The sequence below is a fragment of the Stenotrophomonas maltophilia group sp. RNC7 genome (genome assembly GCF_030910085.1).
GTDB classification, from domain to species: domain Bacteria; phylum Pseudomonadota; class Gammaproteobacteria; order Xanthomonadales; family Xanthomonadaceae; genus Stenotrophomonas; species Stenotrophomonas sepilia.
Genome location: NZ_JAVFVN010000156.1, coordinates 1 through 18,406 on the forward strand (window position 1 = coordinate 1; position 18,406 = coordinate 18,406).

17 protein-coding genes, 1 tRNA gene and 1 pseudogene are annotated in these 18,406 nt (G+C 64.4%); 9 read left to right on the forward strand and 10 right to left on the reverse strand.

From position 1 onward, the window contains the following. Positions 1-246 precede the first annotated feature (246 nt). Positions 247-336: transfer RNA gene (locus RCF13_RS01860), tRNA-Ser, on the forward strand. A gap of 43 nt (positions 337-379) precedes the next feature. Here RCF13_RS01860 and RCF13_RS01865 read toward each other — a convergent pair. Both RCF13_RS01865 and RCF13_RS01870 read right to left on the reverse strand, forming a co-directional pair. Beyond that, positions 380-865: a DUF6713 family protein gene (locus tag RCF13_RS01865; RefSeq protein ID WP_229298463.1), complete on the reverse strand. Its 486-nt coding sequence runs from the start codon at positions 863-865 to the stop codon at positions 380-382. Between the two features lie 27 nt (positions 866-892). Then, positions 893-3,643, reverse strand: a complete 2,751-nt coding sequence (locus tag RCF13_RS01870; protein WP_134968030.1) for a UvrD-helicase domain-containing protein — start codon at positions 3,641-3,643, stop codon at positions 893-895. 188 nt (positions 3,644-3,831) lie between these two features. Here RCF13_RS01870 and RCF13_RS01875 point away from each other — a divergent pair, with 188 nt between their 5' ends. Beyond that, entirely contained in the window at positions 3,832-4,041 is a 210-nt protein-coding gene (locus RCF13_RS01875; protein ID WP_061478908.1) for a hypothetical protein, read from the forward strand. A 192-nt stretch (positions 4,042-4,233) separates the two neighbouring features. Here the strand turns inward: RCF13_RS01875 and RCF13_RS01880 are convergent, their stop codons facing one another. Beyond that, positions 4,234-6,375 carry a TonB-dependent receptor gene (locus tag RCF13_RS01880; protein ID WP_134968026.1) on the reverse strand — a complete coding sequence of 714 codons (2,142 nt, stop codon included), beginning with the start codon at positions 6,373-6,375 and terminating at the stop codon, positions 4,234-4,236. A 124-nt stretch (positions 6,376-6,499) separates the two neighbouring features. On the opposite strand from RCF13_RS01880, the pseudogene RCF13_RS01885 reads away from it, so the two are divergent. After that, positions 6,500-7,231 (forward strand): annotated as a pseudogene (locus RCF13_RS01885) (FAD-dependent monooxygenase); the annotation flags it as partial. Positions 7,232-7,239: 8 nt separating this feature from the next. Here RCF13_RS01885 and RCF13_RS01890 read toward each other — a convergent pair. The 7 genes from RCF13_RS01890 to RCF13_RS01920 all read right to left on the reverse strand — a co-directional run bounded on the left by RCF13_RS01890 (position 7,240) and on the right by RCF13_RS01920 (position 12,232). Next, positions 7,240-8,943, reverse strand: a complete 1,704-nt coding sequence (locus RCF13_RS01890) for a PAS domain-containing sensor histidine kinase (protein WP_134968025.1) — start codon at positions 8,941-8,943, stop codon at positions 7,240-7,242. 185 nt (positions 8,944-9,128) lie between these two features. Beyond that, positions 9,129-9,311: a hypothetical protein gene (locus tag RCF13_RS01895; RefSeq protein ID WP_134968024.1), complete on the reverse strand. Its 183-nt coding sequence runs from the start codon at positions 9,309-9,311 to the stop codon at positions 9,129-9,131. A 10-nt stretch (positions 9,312-9,321) separates the two neighbouring features. Next, on the reverse strand, positions 9,322-9,570 hold the full coding sequence (locus tag RCF13_RS01900) for a hypothetical protein (protein ID WP_005417258.1): 249 nt from the start codon (positions 9,568-9,570) through the stop codon (positions 9,322-9,324). Between the two features lie 113 nt (positions 9,571-9,683). Then, positions 9,684-9,929, reverse strand: a complete 246-nt coding sequence (locus RCF13_RS01905) for a hypothetical protein (RefSeq protein ID WP_061478906.1) — start codon at positions 9,927-9,929, stop codon at positions 9,684-9,686. A 124-nt stretch (positions 9,930-10,053) separates the two neighbouring features. Further along, positions 10,054-10,323: a hypothetical protein gene (locus tag RCF13_RS01910; protein WP_308140780.1), complete on the reverse strand. Its 270-nt coding sequence runs from the start codon at positions 10,321-10,323 to the stop codon at positions 10,054-10,056. Between the two features lie 150 nt (positions 10,324-10,473). After that, positions 10,474-11,685 carry an MFS transporter gene (locus RCF13_RS01915; protein WP_061478904.1) on the reverse strand — a complete coding sequence of 404 codons (1,212 nt, stop codon included), beginning with the start codon at positions 11,683-11,685 and terminating at the stop codon, positions 10,474-10,476. A 127-nt stretch (positions 11,686-11,812) separates the two neighbouring features. Beyond that, positions 11,813-12,232, reverse strand: coding sequence for an HD domain-containing protein (locus RCF13_RS01920; RefSeq protein WP_134968023.1), 420 nt, complete (start codon positions 12,230-12,232; stop codon positions 11,813-11,815). A gap of 130 nt (positions 12,233-12,362) precedes the next feature. On the opposite strand from RCF13_RS01920, the gene RCF13_RS01925 reads away from it, so the two are divergent. From RCF13_RS01925 to RCF13_RS01950, 6 genes are all read left to right on the forward strand, one after another. Next, positions 12,363-12,620, forward strand: coding sequence for a hypothetical protein (locus RCF13_RS01925; RefSeq protein WP_005417248.1), 258 nt, complete (start codon positions 12,363-12,365; stop codon positions 12,618-12,620). Positions 12,621-12,655: 35 nt separating this feature from the next. Next, complete coding sequence (locus tag RCF13_RS01930) at positions 12,656-14,335, forward strand: type IV secretory system conjugative DNA transfer family protein (RefSeq protein ID WP_134968022.1); 1,680 nt, start codon at positions 12,656-12,658, stop codon at positions 14,333-14,335. A gap of 424 nt (positions 14,336-14,759) precedes the next feature. After that, entirely contained in the window at positions 14,760-15,206 is a 447-nt protein-coding gene (locus RCF13_RS01935; RefSeq protein ID WP_032954281.1) for a hypothetical protein, read from the forward strand. A gap of 89 nt (positions 15,207-15,295) precedes the next feature. Then, a complete protein-coding gene (locus RCF13_RS01940) occupies positions 15,296-16,351 on the forward strand; it encodes a type IV secretion system protein (protein ID WP_134968021.1) in 1,056 nt (351 codons plus the stop codon). After that, positions 16,348-17,127, forward strand: a complete 780-nt coding sequence (locus tag RCF13_RS01945; RefSeq protein WP_014037652.1) for a TrbG/VirB9 family P-type conjugative transfer protein — start codon at positions 16,348-16,350, stop codon at positions 17,125-17,127. Before RCF13_RS01940 ends, RCF13_RS01945 begins: the two co-directional genes overlap by 4 nt. After that, positions 17,124-18,395 carry a TrbI/VirB10 family protein gene (locus tag RCF13_RS01950; RefSeq protein ID WP_100473222.1) on the forward strand — a complete coding sequence of 424 codons (1,272 nt, stop codon included), beginning with the start codon at positions 17,124-17,126 and terminating at the stop codon, positions 18,393-18,395. Before RCF13_RS01945 ends, RCF13_RS01950 begins: the two co-directional genes overlap by 4 nt. Positions 18,396-18,406 lie beyond the last annotated feature (11 nt).

Below are 18,406 nucleotides of genomic sequence, written 5' to 3' on the forward strand. Positions count from 1 at the left end.
AGGTCCGAGCGACTCGGCCAACTCCACGGCTTGGTGCTTGAACTCATCGGTGTAGCTACGACGGGTGATACGGGACATAAGGGACCTCCAAGTGCGATCAAAGTATCGCTTCTTGGCGTCCGCTGACGGGGGGCCAGATCAAAGGTCCCCACCGTGCCGGATGCGGAGGGCAGGGGCAAGGTGGTCTTGGGCAAACGCCCTTCACGTGCGAGAATACGCCGCTGCCCGGGCGACCGGGACCCGATTGGAGAGATGGCCGAGCGGTTTAAGGCACCGGTCTTGAAAACCGGCGAAGGGTCAAACCTTCCGTGGGTTCGAATCCCACTCTCTCCGCCAGTTGATTCAAAGAGCCCCTGGATTCAGGGGCTTTTTCGTCTCGTCAGTCCACGCCATCGATCTGCACGCGAGCCGGGGTAGCACGGCGGCCTTGCATGAGGAGCCCGACGCCGGCCACGAGGCAGGCCGCCAGCGTTGCGATGGAGAGCGGAAGCAGGAACTCGTCACGACCGGCCGCGGCGAAGCCCACATGAATCATGGCGGTGCCGGCGCCAACTGTCCCGCACAGGCTGGCATACGCCCGCGCGGAGGGCTTGGCCAGCACAACCTGGCGATAGCCATGCAGCAGGGCGCCCACAGCGATCAGGTTGAAAGCCAGAAACCCCTGGATGCCGCCAGGAACGCCGAACAGGGCCCACTCGTGCCAGAACGCTGCATCAATCTGGTGCAGGACCAACGCCAGCAGTGTTGCCAGATACCACCGTTCCATGGGGTCGTCCATTTGAATGTCGGCAAAGTCTAGCAGCCGGAGTGAGTAGTCGATCTCCGCCTGGGCGAAGCTCACGGTGACGGTGAGGGCAGTGCGCACATCGCCAGGAAAGCGCAGAGAATACGCTCACCCACGACGCCCGCCCTTCGGCTTGTTATGGCACAACGGATAACTCGAGCACGACCGGAAAGGCCCATGTGGCCCATTGCGGTCCACGAACACGCCCACCTTGCACACCGGGCAGCGCTCTTCGTGGATGGCCGCGCCTGAAATCGCGGTCACTTCCACGGCGCCGTCCTTCACCAGCTCATCCAGGAATGGCGAGTGCTTGCCCTGCAGGGTGAACATCGCAACCGAACGTCGCGCACGCGTCTGCGCGACATAGAACAGGCGCCGTTCTTCGCTCAGCGGATAGGCATCCCCATCCGGCATCGCCAGCGAAAGCACCGGGTCATCCGCGCGCAGGCTCGGGAAGCTGCGGTTGATCATGCCCGGCAGGATCACGTAGTCCGCCTCGCGCCCCTTCGATCGATGGGTGGTCAGGAACTCGACCTCCATCGTGCTGCCAAAGGCCGTCTTCCAATCCAAAGGCATCGCGCTGCGGTCCGCGCGATACCGCCCCAGAATGAATACAGTCACGCGCCCGTTGCGGCCCTGCGGCACTGCACCTGACAGCAGTTGCTGGTGCAGCGTCGCAAGGTATTGGCGAACACCATCCTGCACCTCCTCACGCCGGTTCATCTGGAACGCCTGCAGCACAGGTCCCATTGCCGGCGCAGCAGAGCGAACTTCCTTGGTGATCTGCACCGGATTGCGGCTGATGAAGCGGCTGGAAACATCACACAGTGCTTGCGGGCAGCGGAACGTCTGCTCCAGTTTCAGCACCTGGCCATGCCCCATCCATTCGCGGAATCCGGTCATCACCGAAACGTCGGCGCCAGCGAAGCGGTTGATCGACTGCCAGTCATCGCCCACCGCAAACAGATAGCGGCCCGGTTGGCTGACCAGCGCACGGCAGAGGCGCGCACGGGCGCGCGAGGCATCCTGGAATTCGTCGGCCATCACCAGATCGTAGGGTGATTCATAGTGGCCCTGTTCCAGCAGCCCGGCGGCCATGTTGAGCATGTCCTCGAAGTCGATGCCACGTTCGTCCGCCAGTGCGTTGTCCCAGGCCTGGAAAACCGGCCCGGCGATTTCCAGGAAGCGCCGGTAGCGTTCCTTGAACTGGTCTTCGGGCATCTGCCGCAGGCGTGCGGCCATGTCATCCAGCGTCAGGCAGTTGCTCTTGGCATGCGCAATGAAGGTGCGCATCAGGCCGATCAGGTCTGCATCCGGCATTGGTTTGGCGCCCTGGTCGGGCAGTTCGCGGTCCGGGTTCGGGTCGAGCTCGACGTTGTAGTCGTCCAGCCTCTCGGCCAGATGGCGCAGGGCGTCTCCGCTGCGCAGGCCATACGAGGTGGTCTCGACAAGAGCCGTGCCACGCGCCGCATGCTGCTCGCGCTTCCAGTGCATGCCTTCTGCGTAGTTGGCGAAATGCTTCGGCGGCTGGCCACCGGCATCCAACGCAAAGTGCTCGTGATACAGCCCGGCGTCCGGATAATAGAAATCAGGGCGATACTGGCGATAGGTGTCGGTCGCCGTATCGAATTCGTAGCGCCGTTCGTAGTCGTAGGTCACGCCGTTGTAGAACAGCCAGTCAGCGATCACGCACTCTTCCTGGCTCTTCACCCGCTCACCCTGCAGGGTGCGGATGTAGGGCGTGCCATCGCGGTCGTAACCATCGGCCATCATGTCGGCACCCAACGGCGGCAGATCGCGTCCGAACACAAGGCGGAACATGTCCCACTGGGTGCGGAAGTGGGTCGAACGGTCCTTCAGGTCGTCCACCAGTTCGGCCAGCTTGTTGAAGCCCAGCGTGGCGTCGATCGCCCATTCCGGGATATCAGGCTTGCGTCCCGTGGCCTTGGCGATGATGGCCAGGCCCAGGGCGTGGAAGGTCCGCGCCTCGACCACGATGTCGCCCATGCCGAGCCGGTCGAAGCATCGTCGCGCGCGTTCCTCCAGCTCGTTGGCAGCGTCCTTGTTGAAGGCGAGCATCACGATCCGCTCGGGTTCGACGAAGCCGCGGTCGATGGCATAGGCCGCCTTGGCGACCATCGTGGAGGTCTTGCCGGAGCCGGCCGCGGCCACGACCTGCACGCGGTTGTCGAAGCAGAAGACGGCGCGGGCCTGTTCCTCGGTCAGGGGCTTGCTCTCGACCCGGTCGAGGAAGTCCTTGGCCAGCACCTGCTCACGCGTTGCCATGGTCGCGTTGGCGTCGGCCCAGATGGCGGGCCAATCCAGGTGCCAGTCATTCAGTGCCTCAAGCGCGGCCAGATGGCGGCTGGAGCGCAGGTCGCCGTGCACGCTCGCATCGAGGAACAGACTCTCCAGCTCATCCGGGGAGAGCGGCAGGGCAGGCCGATCAGCCAGCAACGCCTGCTGCTGCTCATGGGTGATCCAGCGTCGGCTGGCGTGACCTCGATCAGTCAGTGCGTCCGCCGCGCTCAACCAGGCTTGGATCTGTTCGAGGATCTTCTCGAACAGATCCTTGCGCCCGCGCGTGCTGCGCGCGAAGAGCAGGCCCCGCACAGCCCCTGCAAGCTGGGACGCTTGCCCGTTGGGCAGGCCGCCCACGGACACGGAACCGCTGTCGGTCTGCAATGAAACGCTGGCCCAGAAAAACCCTGGAATGACCTGCACGCTGTGATCGTCATCCACGCGCTGCCGGTACTGTTGGCCTGCGGTGTTCAGCTCGATGCATTCGCCATCCAGCCGCAACCGCCAGTGTGGCGAGCGTGTCACACGTTGGCCCCAGCCCGAGGGGCGCCATTCCATAGACATCCAGGTACTGCCTTGCAAACGTCAATCGGGCATGTAGAGCCCCTAAGCCCGCATGATAAGGGGCCTTGACGTTGCATGGGGTCTTTCCTGCGCGGGCAGGGCGCATCCAGATGCCGTCTATCTCAGCTCGCCCAAGCGCCAGGCGCATGGCACCATGAAAGGCCTGAATCCAAGAGCTGGCCATGGAAATTGACTGGTACCAGATCGGAACCTTGAAGCACATCGGTGGCGGCTACGATATCCGGACGGATCCATTGAACATCCTGGTGACCACTGCGAAGCAAGGGCACGAGGGCGAAGTCTCTGACATGCTTATCGTGATGGACGATGGCACCGTCATTCCACCGGACGGGATCATGCGTCTGGCACGGGCGCCTGGCCGGATCCGTTAGGAGATCCAGAACCTGCTGTGTCAGCAGTAGTGGCTGAATCACTCAAGCGTACGAGACCCTCGGTGCTGCAAGATGCGCTCCGTCACAGGCTATCGTTCCTTGGCGATCTCCGTCACTGTCACGCTCGCGATACGAAAGTGCGGTGGAGGTAGGCAGCCACCTCCCCCTGTCATCATGGTTCGCAGCCCTGCGTCAGAAGCTGTATGCCGCCTGCACATACACCCGCCGCGGCTCGCCCGGGAAATGCCCGTTGCGTTCGATGAAGCCACTGGCTGCGTACACCTTGTCGAACAGATTCTTGACGTTGGCCTGGAACTGCCACTGCTTCCACGTGGTCTTCCAGCTCATGTCGAATACCGTGTAAGCCTTGACCGTCTGCCCATCCAGGCTGACACGCTCGCCCACGTGGTCGGCGCCGAAGCCGATGGCCGAGTTGATCGAAGGCAGGTCGTAGCGCGTCCACAGGCCGAGCTTGTTGCGTGGCGCATTCGCGAAGCGGTCGCCGGAGGCATTGGTGATGCCGTTCGGTCCGGCGTCCTTTACCCGTGCGTCGTTGTAGGCGTAGGTCAGGTTCACCACCCAGCGCTCGGTCACGTCGGCCAGCAGGTCCAGTTCCATGCCCGTGCTGCGTACCAGGCCCAGTGCAGCGAGTTGGTTTACCCCGCCGACCACCTCGCCGGTGGCCTGCACGATGTTGCTGCGGTCGATGCGGTAGGCCGCCATGTTCAGGGTCACACGGTCGGCCAGCAGGGACTTCAGGCCGACTTCCCATTGCCTGCTGCGCTCCGCGTCGAACGGTCCGCCGGCCGCCGGGTTCTGGTTGGTGGCACTCTGCGGCACGAAGCCGCTGGCGATGTTGGCGTACAGGTTCACGCCGTCCCGGACGGTAAAGGTACTGCCCAGACGCCAGCTGAGCGCGTTGCCATCCACGCTGCTGCCGCCCATGCGGTCCTCATCCTTGAAGCCATCCCAGCGCAGTCCGGCCAGCACGTGCCAGCGCGTGCCCAGCGCCAGCTCGTCCTGAAGATAGCCGCCGTAGCGCTTGCTGCGGGTGGCGGTGCTGCGCCAGGGCAGGGCGGCCAGGTTGTAGTCATGCCAGGTGCTCGCGCCATAGACCGGGTTGAACAGGTCGATGCCGCGCACCGGGCCGGCGCCGCGTGCCAGGTCGGCACTGTTGGCGGTCTGCGCCGTGAAGTCGGCGTCGAGCTGATACACGTCGGCGCCGAACAGCACCTTGTGTTCGATACGGCCGGTGTTGATCCGCCAGACGGCATTGCCGCTGGCGGTGAAGGCCTCGTTGTCGCGGATCTGGTTGCGCAGCTGGCGCGTCATCCATTCGGCCACCCCGTCGCGGTCACGATCAATCAGCCCCATCGGCTCGTGGTACATCTGGTGCTCGTTGTTGCTGAACCAGCGCGCAGCAATGTCCACGTCCAGCGTATCGAGCGGTGCGAAGCGGTACTGCGCCAGTGCGACCCTGGCGCGCATGTCGAGGAAGTCGCTGGCCTCGTTGTGGTTCCATCGCCTGTCGATCAGGAAGCTGCCGGCATCGTTCACTGGCACACCGCGCAGCCGGTTGCCGCCCAGGTTCTGGGCGATGTCGGTGAACTGCAGCACCAGTTCGCCGGTCTGGCCAACGTCGAAGGCCAGCGATGCATCGCCGATCACGCTTTCGCTGTCGGCGTTCCAGCGCACGCCCTGCTCGCTGTCGGCATACAGGCCGGCGCGATAGCGGATGCTGCCGCTGGCATTCAGCGGGCCGGTGCCTTCGATCGATCCGGCGCGGAAGTCCTTGTCACCTGCCTGCAGCTCGATGCGGCGTTCGGCGCGCGCCTTGGGCTTGCGCGTTACATAGTTGATGATGCCGCCCGCATCACCACCGCCGTACAGCGCACCGGCCGGGCCCTTCAGCACTTCCACGCGTTCGATGTTGAACAGCTGCGGCACCGAGAAGCCTGCATAGGGATCACCGCGCAGGCCGTCGTAGAGCACGTTCTCCTGGCGGAACCCGCGCAGGGTGACGCCGGCATAGCTGAAGAAGCTGATGCCGCTGATGCTGCGGTACAGATCGGTGACCTGGCGCGCCGCCTGGTCGTCGATCAGCTCGCGTGGCACGACCTGGATCGACTGCGGTACGCGCTCCAGCGGAGTATCGGTGCGGGTGCCGACGGCTGCATCGTTGGCGCGGTACAGGGTCTGCGCGCGGCCGCGGACTTCCACTTTGTCCAGGTCCCGCGGGGCGTCAGTGGAGGCCTCGGAAGCCAGTGCAGGTGTAGCCAGAGCAAGGGGCAGCGCCAGGCAGAGGGCGTGCTTGAGCGGGGTCGGAAGGGGCATGAGGGACGAGGCTTGGCTGCAAATGAGAAAGATTAGCATTTGCAGTGCTTCGGGACCTATCCCCCGGATGCACTATGGACGCGGGCCCGGGTCGGTATACGGGGTGCCGGCCAGAGCCACCAGCATGTCCGGGCGGCAGGCAACGATCACCGCGTTGCATTTGGCCACCACATGGACCGATGCCGCGCGCCAGGCCACGGCCTATCGCAGCGGCCGCGTGCTGTTGGCTGGTGATGCGGCGCACATGCATTCGCCGCTGGGAGGTCAGGGCCTGAATCTCGGCATCGGCGATGCGATGAACCTGGGGTGGAAGCTGGCCGCCGTGGCGCGAGGCGACGCCGCCGAGACGCTGCTGGACAGCTATCAGGCTGAGCGTCATCCGATCGGCGCCCGGGTGCTCGACTGGTCGCGTGCGCAGGTGGCGTTGATGCGACCAGGCCCAGGGCAGCGCGCGCTGGCGGCGGTCTTCGCCGACCTGGCCGCGACCCGCGACGGTGCCACCTATCTCGCTGAGCGGCTGTGGGGCGTGGCACAACCAGCGGTGTTCGACGGCGAGCATCCGTGGGTTGGCCAAAGCGTGCCTGACGTCCAGCTGGCCAATGGCGATCGCATGGGGGAGCTGCTGCGCGCAGGGAAGGGCGTGCTGCTGGGGCTCGATACCGGCGTTTCACTCGGCCCGATCTTTGCGCGCTGGCAACGCTCGGTTCCCTGCGTGATATCCACGGCGCGCGATGCGATGGGACTGGGCGCGGTGCTGGTCCGCCCTGACGGTATCGTCGCTTGGGCCTGCGATGTCGGCGGCGATGCGTCGGGGCTGGAGTCTTCGCTGGAACGCTGGTTCGGTTTGCCGTGGTGAGCGACCGGCTAGGGCGATGCCATCACAGCCAGCGCGCGGCGCGCGGTCTCGGTCATCACCGAGGCCAGCTGCTTCAATGAGTACGGCTTGCGCAGCAGGGTGAAGCCATGGCCAGGATCCCGCGCCAGCAATTCGCTGTAGCCGCTGGTGAGGATCACCGGAAGCTCCGGAAAGCGGGCGCGGATGGCACGGGCCAGATCCAGGCCGTTCATGCCCGGCATTACCACGTCGCTGAACACCAGATGGAAGCGCGAGGCATCCCGTTCCAGCTCGGCCAGGGCCTCGTCCGCATTGCGTGCAAGGACCACGCTGTAGTCGAGTTCGCGCAGGGCGCCCACCGCAAATTCGGCCACGTCGACGTTGTCTTCCACCACCAGCACGCAGACGCCATGACCATGCTGCAGCCCCGATTGCGCCGCCGGCCGTTCAGTCGTTTCTCCTGCCTGCGCCAGCGGCAGATACAGCGTAAAGCGGGTACCGGCGCCGGCCTGGCTCTGCACATCCACCTCGCCTTCTGACTGCTTGACGAAGCCGAATACCTGGCTGAGACCGAGCCCGGTCCCGGCGCCCACGCTCTTGGTGGTGAAGAAGGGCTCGAAAATGCGGTCAACCACCGCAGGGTCGATGCCCGCTCCGGTGTCGGTCACACTGATTGCGGCAAAGTCGCCCTTCATCGGCGCGGCGAAGCGCACCGAAGGCACCGCGGTGACCCGTTCCACTTCGATGGTCACCCGGCCGTGTCCGTTGATTGCATCGCGGGCATTGACCGCGATGTTGATCAATGCAGTGTCCAGCTGGGTCCGGTCCAGCAGTACCGGCATCGGTGTATCGGGCAATGCCAACGACACCTGGATGCGCGCGCCGAGTACCGTGGTGATGATATCCGAGAGCGCGTGCACGCTTTCGCAGAGGTCGAAGACCTCCGGCGACAGACTCTGGCGACGCGAGAATGCAAGCAGTTGCGCGGTCAGCTTGGTGGCGCGGTCCGACGCTGTTGCAATGGCCTGGATGTAGCGGCGCCGGGTGTCGTCTGCGGGCCACGTGTGCAGGAGCATGTCTACCGAACCCGTGATGACCTGCAGCAGGTTGTTGAAGTCGTGGGCCACCCCGCCGGTGAGCTGGCCGATCGCCTCCAGCTTCTGCGATTGCCGCAGCTGCTCGCGGGCGCGCACCAGTTCCAGATGGGCCTCCCGCGCCTGCTCGGTGATCGCCGCGACCTGGCGGCTGTGCAGGTCGCGCTCGATCACCCGTTCGGTCTGTTCGCTGACCACGCACAGGATGCCGGCCACACTGCCGCAGCCGACGCGCAGCGGCGAATAGGAGAACGTCCAGAATGTTTCACGCAGCGTGCCGTCGCGATCCATCATCAACGGGAGATTCTTGAAGCTGCGGCTGGTGCCGGCGAAGGCATCGTTGACGGCCTGCACCACGTCTGGCCATACGTCCGCCCAGACATCCTCCAGGCGATTGCCCATCGCGCCGTGCAGTTTTTCACCCAGCATGGGCAGGTAGGCATCATTGAAGAAGAACGCCTTGTCTTCCTTGCCCCAGGCAAGCCACAGCGGTTCTGGCGAATCCAGGATCATCGCCAGCAACGTGCGAAGTTCGGCGGGTGCGCTTGCGGCAGTGGCCGAGCGGGCCCAGTCACTGTCCTGCAGCAGTCGGTAGGCGAGCTGATCAGGTGCAGAGACTGGCAGGGGAAAAGGATGCATGGCCGCCATTGGCGCAGGAAGGTGGCGCAGCATAGCCGAGCGCATGTCATGACGCTCTGCACACCGCCGACATGAAAGGCCTCGCCACTTCGCCGTCGACGTGGCAGGGATGCACCCATTGTTCCGCAGGTTGCCGCTATCGCGGCGCAGCGCGAAGGGAGGCGACGCTGGCCTGAGCGGCGGGTCTAGCCCTCACGACCTGCCTGCGCGGTGAGCGCATCCCGGCCAGCCTCGGTGAGATCGATATCCCCGTCCTCTGCCTGTACCGCCCACCCGGCGGTCACCGCCCACGTGGCGGCATCACCGCGCACCGGTTCTGCAGCGGCGATGGCCTGGAGTATTTTCCGCTGTTCCGCAGTCATTGCCACGTCGCGGTCCTCAAATACCCAGCAACGACGCCGGTTGCCAGTCCGACAGCCGGGCATGGCTGACCGGCTGATGGCAGCCGCACCCGTCGCAGCGGAACAATGCTCCACCTGGCAAGTGCACCAGATTGTCCTCACTGGCCGAGCTGGTCGATGTGCAATGCCGGCAGGTGACCGTGAGCGCGGTGATGCGCTGCACGCCCCCTGACAGATCGAACACGGCCTCGAACGCGCGAATGACAGGGTGGGCAGTGTCCGGCATCTGAATCTCGACAGGGTGGGGAGACCTCATCGTCGCGCGCCGGTTGTGATGGGCCAGTCAGCCAGGTGCATGGGCATGATCAAGACAGCCGCGGCAACCGGCAGCGCTCCTTTTCAGAGATCCTTTTTCTTTCCGCTCAGGTCCAGCGGCTTGTCACTGCCGCCGCGCTCGCTCGACCACACTTCCACACCCTTGTTGCAACGGCTCTCGCGGGCAGCGACCTCGCGCGGCAGATCCTTCAGATGGGGTGACTCCTGGCAGGCCGGATGCATGGCGCTGTCGTCATAGGTGGCGCAGGCGCTGAGCGACGCCAGGGCGATGGCAGTGAGGGTGGCGCGGAATGAAGACTGCAGAGTCATGAGATGGCCTCGGGTAATGCCAGGATGGCCATGGAATTCAAATCCGTGACGCCGGGCATGCACAATCGGACCCATTGCACTTGTTATTCTGTAACAAATGCGCAATAGTCCGGCCCCTGCTGGGTCAGGCGATGCAGATCATCAGCACCATGCACAGCGCCACCATCAGCACGAACACACGACGGCTCAGTGCCAGGCTGGCCAGATAGGCTGCGAGCGCCCACGCTGCCAGCAGCGCGCAGGCCATCACCCACAGCCCGATCCCCATCATCGAATCGACTGCCATCGCAGACAAGGCAATGGCCTTGGACAACGCCACCCCCAACACGCTGCCCAGCATGCCGGCCTGCAAGGCGATGGCATCGTGGCGGGCAGGTGCGCGGTGGTGGTGCATTGCGGGTCCGGTGCAGGCCGAGAATGCGGCGTCGGCTGCACTGTGCCGAAATGCACATCCACGAAATGTGTTCATCGCGCGCCAGATGCGCGACGAAGCCCGCGCAGTCGACTGGTCGACCTGTGAATCCGGTGGTTGGACGCCCGTTCTTCAGTGGTTGCCGGCGGCGACGGTCTTGCGCTTCCTGTCCAGCATCACCGCCGCGCACCACAGCAGCAGGCCGCCGATCGCGGTGGCCGCACCGACATAGCCGGTACTGGCCGGGCTGAAGCCGGCGCTGATCGCCATGCCGCCCAGCCACGGGCCGAGTGCGTTGGCGGTATTGAAGGCGGCATGATTGGAGGCGGCCGCCAGCGTCTGCGCTTCGCCGGCCACATCCATCAGGCGCGTCTGCAGTACCGCTGCCAGCGCGCCCATGGTGCCGACCGTGATGATCATCGGGCCGATGGTCCACACCGACTGTGCGGCCAGCGGATACAGCAGCAGCATCACGATCGACCACAGCAGCACCACGGCGGCGGCCTTGAAATGGAACTTGTCCACCAGCCAGCCACCGGCGATGTTGCCGATGATCGCGCCGATGCCGAACACGCCCACTGCCAGCGGCATCCACGATTCGGCCACGCCGGTGACCTGCACGAGGGTGGGCGCGAGGTAGGTGAACACGCAGAACATGCCGGCGAAGCCGACCGCACCGATCGCCAGCGCCAGCCACACCTGGGATGTGTTGAAGGCGCGCAGTTCGCGCATCGGCGAGGTACGCACTTCGTCCGGGTCCGGCAGCAGGAAGCGCGCGATCATCGCCACCGTGGCAATGGCCAGCACGCTGACCAGGGCAAAGGCGGTGCGCCAGCTCAACTGCTGGCCCAGCCAGGTGGTCAACGGATTGCCGACCAGGATCGCGATCGACAGGCCCAGCAGCACCCGCGACATCGCCTGGCCGCGCTGGCCGGCAGGGCTGATCGCAGCGGCCACCAGCATCGCAACGCCGAAGTAGGCGCCATGCGGCAGGCCGGCGACGAAGCGTGCCACCAGCATCGTGCCGTAATTCGGTGCCAGCGCGCTGGCCAGGTTGCCGATCGCGTAGAAGCCCATCAGCGCCAACAGCAGCTTGCGGCGCGGGAAGCTGGCACCCACGAAGGCGAGGATCGGGGCACCGACCACCACGCCGATGGCGTAGGCGCTGATCAGGTGCCCGACCTGGGTTTCGGAAATCGACAGGCCGCGGCTGATCTCCAGCATCAGCCCCATGCTGGCGAATTCGCTGGTGCCGATGGCAAATCCACCCAGCGACAGGGCGAGGATGATCAGGGTGCGCTGGCGGGGCGTCAGCCGCGCAGCCAGGGAAGAGTTGGGGCTCATGCGGGGGCGCGATGGGGCGGGGGAGCCGTCCATTGTACTGCTGCACTGCAACAGGAGCAGCAGCACTCAGGGTAAATCAGCGTTTGATCGGTGACACGCCGGCCCTCCGCGCCGCCTCGCGGCCGGCTCAGATGCCCAGCGCCGCCCGGGCATGAGCGTATTTGTCGCGAAGGCGCCCTGCCGTGGTCCCGTCCAGCATCGCCAGCCGCTGTGGATCGGCGTTGTCATCCAGATCGGCGCGCTTCACTTTCAATGCCAGCGGGTGGGCGGCAATGCGCGCGTAGTAGCTGTCCGCGTCAGGAGCTGCATCGCGGTTGAGCAGTTGCACCGCCTCGCGCAGCGGCGCCGGAAATACCTCGATCCGCGCGGCAAACGCCGGGCAGTCCTCGGCCACGTCATGCAGCCAGGCCACCACTTCGGCGGCATCGTCGCCGCGCACGGCGGCCGCCACCCGCGCCACATGGCCGATATAAGGCTGGCCGGCCTTGTCGATCTGCCCCGCGTGGGCCTCGGTGGCCAGCGTACGGGCAAGTGCTACCCAGTCCATTGCAGTCTCCTTGGATATCCGCGCACAGTTTCGCGCGAAAGCCGCAGCGGTTGTGGATGCGCCCATGACGCTGCCACGGGCATGATGGCGAGGCAGGGGACGCAGTGTTGCCCCGACAAGGAGGAGTGAGATGCAGGAATTCAGGCATGTGCTGGAAACCCGTGGACGCTATCAGCTGGTAGCGGTGTCCTACGAGCCGGTGTACGCTCCCGGCGATGTGGTCGGCCATGCGGTCGTCGCCGACGATGGGGATCGTCTGACCGACCTGATATCACTGGCCGAAGCGCGCCAACGCTTGCTCCAACTGGTGCGTGAAGAGGGCGAGGAGCCCGGGCTGGAAAACGAGAACCACCTGCGGAAGAAGGCGTCGCGCTGGCGCCACCGCTAGGCCGTCGCGCCGCGTGCGCATCATGGAGGATTCGGGTGTTGCCCAGTAAGAAGTATCTGCTCATCGCCATCATCACGCTGGCGACCCTGCTGCTCGGTTTCGTGTTTTCCGGCTATCTGACCCTGCTGTTCCTGGGGCTGGACACCCAGCTGTTCACCTGGAACACCTACTACCAGTACGTCCACGCCATCGGCCAACCGCAGGTCGCGCCCTTCGTGGGCAAGATCAAATGGGCTGGCTACGTGGGCTTCGGCCTGCCCCTGCTGGTGCTGCTGGTGGCCGGCCTGGTGCTGCTGCTGAAGAAGGACAAGCGCTCGCTGCACGGCGATGCGCGCTTCGCCACCGGCGCTGACCTGGCCAAGCACGGCATGTTCAAGAAGACCGGGCAGAGCATCGTGGTCGGCAGCCATGGCGGCAAGCTGGTGCGCCTGGATGGCCAGCAGTTCGTGATCCTGGCCGCGCCGACCCGCTCGGGCAAGGGCGTGGGCGTGGTCATCCCGAACCTGCTGGAGTACGGCGAGTCGCTGGTGGTGCTGGACATCAAGCAGGAGAACTTCGACCTGACCAGTGGCTGGCGCGCCAGCCAGGGCCAGGAAATCTATCTGTTCAATCCCTTCGCCGAGGACCGGCGCACGCACCGCTGGAACCCGCTCAGCTACGTCTCCGATGATCCGGCCTTCCGCGTCTCGGACCTGATGAGCATCGCCGCGATGCTGTATCCGGACGGGGCCGAGGACCAGAAATTCTGGGTCAGCCAGGCGCGCAACGCGTTCATGGCCTTCACCCTGTACCTGTTCGAGAACTGGGACGATGAGCGCAGCAGCGGTTTCCCGGGCGGCGCCGGCACTCCCACGCTCGGTGCGGTGTACCGTCTGTCCTCCGGCGACGGCACCGACCTGAAGAAGTACCTCAAGACCCTGTCGGAGCGGCCGTTCCTCAGCACCAACGCCCGTTCGGCATTCGCCAACATGCTGTCGCAGGCCGATGAGACCTTCGCCTCGATCCTGGGCACCTTCAAGGAACCGCTCAATCCCTGGATCAATCCGGTGCTGGACAAGGCCACCAGCTGCAACGACTTCCTGCTGACCGATGTCCGCAAGAAGAAGATGACCATCTATATCGGCATCCAGCCGAACAAGCTGGCCGAGAGCCGGCTGATCATCAACCTGTTCTTCAGCCAGCTGATCAACCTCAACACCAAGGAACTGCCCAAGTCCAACCCGGACCTGAAGTACCAGTGCCTGCTGCTGATGGACGAATTCACCTCGATCGGCAAGGTCGAGATCATCGCCTCGGCGGTGTCCTACATGGCTGGCTACAACATCCGCCTGCTGCCGATCATCCAGAGCATGTCCCAGCTCGACGCCACCTACGGCCGGGAAGTGTCACGCACCATCATCACCAACCATGCCCTGCAGATCCTGTACGCGCCGCGTGAGCAGCAGGATGCCAATGACTATTCGGACATGCTGGGCTACACCACGGTGCGCAAGAAGAACGTCACCCATGCCCGCGAGAAGACCCACAACTTCACCGAGGAACGGCGCGCGCTGATGCTGCCGCAGGAGCTGAAGGCAATGGGGCCGGACATGGAGGTGTTCCTGTATGAGGGCATACCGCATCCGGTGAAGTGCGACAAGATCCGCTACTACAAGGACCGCTACTTCACCTCGAGGCTGCTGCCGAAGGTGGATGTTCCGATGCTGAACGTCTAATTCACGACGCTTAATTTGTGAATTTGATTCGAAGTTAAGAATGTGAATTCGTGATTTTGGTCAAGAATTTGGCATTTGTTCATGGATTTTCAGACTTGTCTGACATGGAATTGACGCGTGGTTGTGCGACTCTGTGTCTGTCGTCCAGAAGTGTGTGCTGGATGTCGAAGATGTAGCAGCAGGGTGGCCAGGAGTTTGTGCCATGGAAACAAGGATGGTTTCGACGTTGGTGAGGTATGCGGATGTGTTGTCGGCTGCGCCGATGGCCCCGCGACCTGGTTGGCAGCCTTTGGGCTGCAGGGGAGCCGGAGTGGGTGCGCTGCACACAGCGTGTCCCTCCGATTCCGGCGTGCGCGATGCAGCGCCGGACGACCAGGGGGCCAATGCTCGGGACTGCTTTTTCGTACGTCAAAGTGAAGCCCGTATGAATCAGGCGTTTATCGCGAAAATGTCCATCGCCGCAGTGGCGGCGCTGATGGTGGCCGGTTGCGCCACCAAGTCCGCTCCGGATTTCGGAGGCCGCTGGAAGCCAGTCAACCGCTTTGCTGCGACGACGACCGAAATTCCGCTGTACTCCAGCTACGTCTACCAGGCCTCGCCGATGGATGGCACGCTCAAAGCCATGCTCGAGCGTTGGGCCAAGGATTCCGGGCGCACGCTGGACTACCGCCTCAGCTCGGATTTCACCCTGTATGGCGCGGTCTCGAACATCGACACCACCAACGCACAGCAGGCCGTGATCGATCTGACCGCAGCCTATGCGGCGCAGGGCATCTCCGTCTCCATTGTCGGCAACCAGATCGTTGTGCAGAGCGCTGGCTCGACGCCGACCGCGTCGGCGCAGGGCGCTGATTCCAACAGCGGCACCTGAGTCCACCTCGAAATCATCGAACGTGCCGCTCCCCGCGCCTGTCGCAGGGGTGCCACGCCCATTGATGTTTCAGCAGTACGGAAGAATCCATGTTCCGCAAGAAGGATCCCGGCAATAGTCCCAAGGTCGAGCAGTCGGTCGCCAAGGCGGTCAGCTACGAGATCACCGTGGCCGACATGGCACGCCGCAGCGAGCGGCGCGCATGGTGGGTCGCCACAGGCTCGTTGCTGATGTCGCTCGCACTGGCGGGCGGCTACTACTACATGCTGCCGCTGAAGGAGAAGGTGCCGTTCCTGGTGATGGCCGATGCCTACACGGGTACCGCGACCGTCGCGCGCCTGAGTGGCACCTTCCAGGGCGAGACGATCACCACCAACGAAGCGATCAATCGCAGCAACGTCGCCCAGTACGTGCTCGCGCGCGAATCGTATGACTCGGCGGTGATGGGCCTGCGTGACTGGGAACTGGTGTTCGTGATGTCCACCGATCCGGTGGCGCAGTCCATGCGTGTCCGCTATGCCGGCAACAATCCGCAGAACCCGTTCGTGATGTACGGTCGCGAGCGCGCCATCCGGGTCAAGATCCTCAGCATCACGCCACTGGGGGCCGAGCCGAACGGCAGCTTCCGCGGCGCTTCGGTGCGCATCCAGCGCAGCCTGCTGGACAAGCGCACCGGCGTCTCTACCTACCTGGACAACCAGCTGGTGACGATGCGCTTCGAGTACAACCAGAACCTGGCGTTGTCCGAGCAGGATCGCATCCTCAACCCGCTGGCGTTCCAGGTCACCGAGTACCGCGTCGACAACGACTACTCGCGTGGTGTGCCGGTACCGGATGACGGCGCCATGCAGGCGCAGGCGCAGCAGGCCGCACAGGCGGCGCAGCAGGCACAGGGTGTCTACGATCCCAACAATCCGGCTGCGGCCACCATGATCGATCCGGCCACCGGCCAGCCGGTCGCGGTGCCAGCCAACGGTCAGGTACCGGGCCAGGCAATGCCGGGACAGCCTGTACAGGGCCAACCGATGCCGGGTCAGCCGGTGCAGGGGCAAGCAATGCCGGGGCAGGCCATGCCCGGACAGCCGGCCATGAGGCCGGTGCAGAACAATTCCACCGGAACTGCTGATGGAGCAAGCAACCGATGAGTAGTCGAAATATCAGGGGAAGCGCGCTGGCGCTGCTGTCGATGTTGTCGTTGCTGTTCTCAGCAGCGGCGATGGCGCAGGCGGTTGACCACTACGAGTACGAGAAGGACCGTATCTATCCGGTTCGCACCGGCCTGGGCCTGACCACCCAGATCGAGTTGAGCCCGAACGAGAAGATCCTCGACTACAGCACCGGCTTCAGCAGCGGCTGGGAACTGACCCGTCGCGAGAACGTGTTCTACCTCAAGCCGAAGAACGTCGACGTCGACACCAACATGATGGTGCGCACCGAGACCCATTCCTACATCTTCGAACTGAAGGTAGTAGCCACCGACTGGCGCCAGCTGGAGCAGGCACGCCGTGCAGGCGTGCAGTACAAGATCGCCTTCGTCTATCCGAACGACACCGTGTTCGGCGTCGCCCAGGAAGCGGTCGAAGAAGAGGCCAAGCCGTTGCTGAGCTCGGAACTGGCCAAGGACCGCCAGTACAACTTCAACTACTCCTATTCGACCAGCAAGGCGAAGAAGATGGGGTGGCTGATCCCGGTCAACGCCTATGACGATGGTCGTTTCACCTACCTGAAACTGCCGAATTCGCCGGAGTACAAGACCGGCATCTTCCCGGCGGTGTTCGGTCGTGAAACGGAATACGGTGAAGACTTCGTGGTCAACACCACGGTTGAAGGCAATACGCTGATCGTGCACGGGACGCACCCGTACCTGGTCATCCGCCACGGCGACTTCGTCGTCGGCCTGCGAAGGAACGTGAAGAAATGAGCCAGCAGAACACTCCCGGAAACGACCCGAACAACGGACGCGACGAGAGCCAGAGCCCGTACGGCGCACAGGGTGCTTCGGACGCGCAGTCGAACCCGTACTTCGGCACGACCCAGGCCGAGCCTGCGCCGGATCTGGATGCGGCCGCGCCGCAGCTGCGCTCGGCCGAAGAGCAGCGGCTGAACCGAAAGGCGCTGCTGTTCCTGGGCGGCATCGTGGTGCTGCTGGTGGCCATGGGTTTCCTGCTGTTCCGCAAGGGCCAGGATGACAAGGACGCTGTGCAGAAGGTGCCGGACGTTGCGCGCGTGTCTACGCCGACTCTGCCGGACGCCGTGCAGACGAGTCCGGTGCCCTCCCAGGCCATGCAACCGGTTGATCCGATTCCGATGACGCCGCCGCTACCGCCGCCGCCGCTGGATTCCACCCCGCTGTTCGTTCCCCAGTCCGATTCGGCGCGCGAGATGGACCGTGGCCCGACTTTGCTGGACCGCCGCATCGGCTCCGGGAGCGGGGTGGGTGGTGGTGATGGACAGGATGGCAACGGGGGCAATGGCGGCCGCGGCATGGATGAGTACACCCGTGCCATGCTGGCCCAGCTGCCCAACAATCAGGCGGCGCCGGCAAAGGTTCGCCGCGGCCCGGACGTCGAGGATGTCTCCAGCGCCACCTACATCCAGAGCCCCGACGCGCTGCTGGTGCGTGGCACCTACCTGCGTTGCGTGTTGGAAACCCGAATCATCACCGATCTCGCCGGCTATACCTCGTGCCTGCTGACCGAGCCGGTGTACTCGATCAACGGTCGCAACCTGCTGCTGCCGAAGGGCTCCAAGATCTATGGCGCCTACGGCGGCGGTCCGATGGGCAAGCGCGTGGAAGTGATCTGGGATCGCATCACCACTCCGAATGGCATCGACGTTGCGATGTCCAGCCCGGGTGTGGATCAGCTGGGTGGCGCCGGTCATCCGGGCCAGTACAGCGCGCACTGGGGCAGCCGTATCGCTTCGGCGCTGATGATCAGCCTGATTTCCGATGCCTTCAAGTATGCGGCCGCCGAGCACGGTCCGGAGACGACGACCATCGCCAACAATGGCATGACGGTGCAGTCGCCCTATGAGAGTGCTACCGCACGCACGATGGAGCGCCTGGCCAACGAGGCACTCAGCAGCAACCGTCGTCCGCCGACCGTCACCATCAACCAGGGCACGATCGTGAACGTCTACGTCGCCAAGGACGTCGACTTCACCAACGTGCTGCATCCCCGCCGGTAACCCAACGAACG

What these genes read in the sequence shown, in the direction of transcription:
- RCF13_RS01925 (WP_005417248.1), top strand. Translation starts at nt 12,363, where the DNA reads ATGCAGGAATTCAGGCATGTGCTGGAAACCCGTGGACGCTATCAGCTG.
- RCF13_RS01875 (WP_061478908.1), top strand. Translation starts at nt 3,832, where the DNA reads ATGGAAATTGACTGGTACCAGATCGGAACCTTGAAGCACATCGGTGGC.
- RCF13_RS01890 (WP_134968025.1), bottom strand. Translation starts at nt 8,943, where the DNA reads ATGCATCCTTTTCCCCTGCCAGTCTCTGCACCTGATCAGCTCGCCTAC.
- RCF13_RS01900 (WP_005417258.1), bottom strand. Translation starts at nt 9,570, where the DNA reads ATGCCGGACACTGCCCACCCTGTCATTCGCGCGTTCGAGGCCGTGTTC.
- RCF13_RS01935 (WP_032954281.1), top strand. Translation starts at nt 14,760, where the DNA reads ATGAATCAGGCGTTTATCGCGAAAATGTCCATCGCCGCAGTGGCGGCG.
- RCF13_RS01905 (WP_061478906.1), bottom strand. Translation starts at nt 9,929, where the DNA reads ATGACTCTGCAGTCTTCATTCCGCGCCACCCTCACTGCCATCGCCCTG.
- RCF13_RS01910 (WP_308140780.1), bottom strand. Translation starts at nt 10,323, where the DNA reads ATGCACCACCACCGCGCACCTGCCCGCCACGATGCCATCGCCTTGCAG.
- RCF13_RS01945 (WP_014037652.1), top strand. Translation starts at nt 16,348, where the DNA reads ATGAGTAGTCGAAATATCAGGGGAAGCGCGCTGGCGCTGCTGTCGATG.
- RCF13_RS01915 (WP_061478904.1), bottom strand. Translation starts at nt 11,685, where the DNA reads ATGAGCCCCAACTCTTCCCTGGCTGCGCGGCTGACGCCCCGCCAGCGC.
- RCF13_RS01940 (WP_134968021.1), top strand. Translation starts at nt 15,296, where the DNA reads ATGTTCCGCAAGAAGGATCCCGGCAATAGTCCCAAGGTCGAGCAGTCG.
- RCF13_RS01950 (WP_100473222.1), top strand. Translation starts at nt 17,124, where the DNA reads ATGAGCCAGCAGAACACTCCCGGAAACGACCCGAACAACGGACGCGAC.
- RCF13_RS01870 (WP_134968030.1), bottom strand. Translation starts at nt 3,643, where the DNA reads ATGGAATGGCGCCCCTCGGGCTGGGGCCAACGTGTGACACGCTCGCCA.
- RCF13_RS01880 (WP_134968026.1), bottom strand. Translation starts at nt 6,375, where the DNA reads ATGCCCCTTCCGACCCCGCTCAAGCACGCCCTCTGCCTGGCGCTGCCC.
- RCF13_RS01920 (WP_134968023.1), bottom strand. Translation starts at nt 12,232, where the DNA reads ATGGACTGGGTAGCACTTGCCCGTACGCTGGCCACCGAGGCCCACGCG.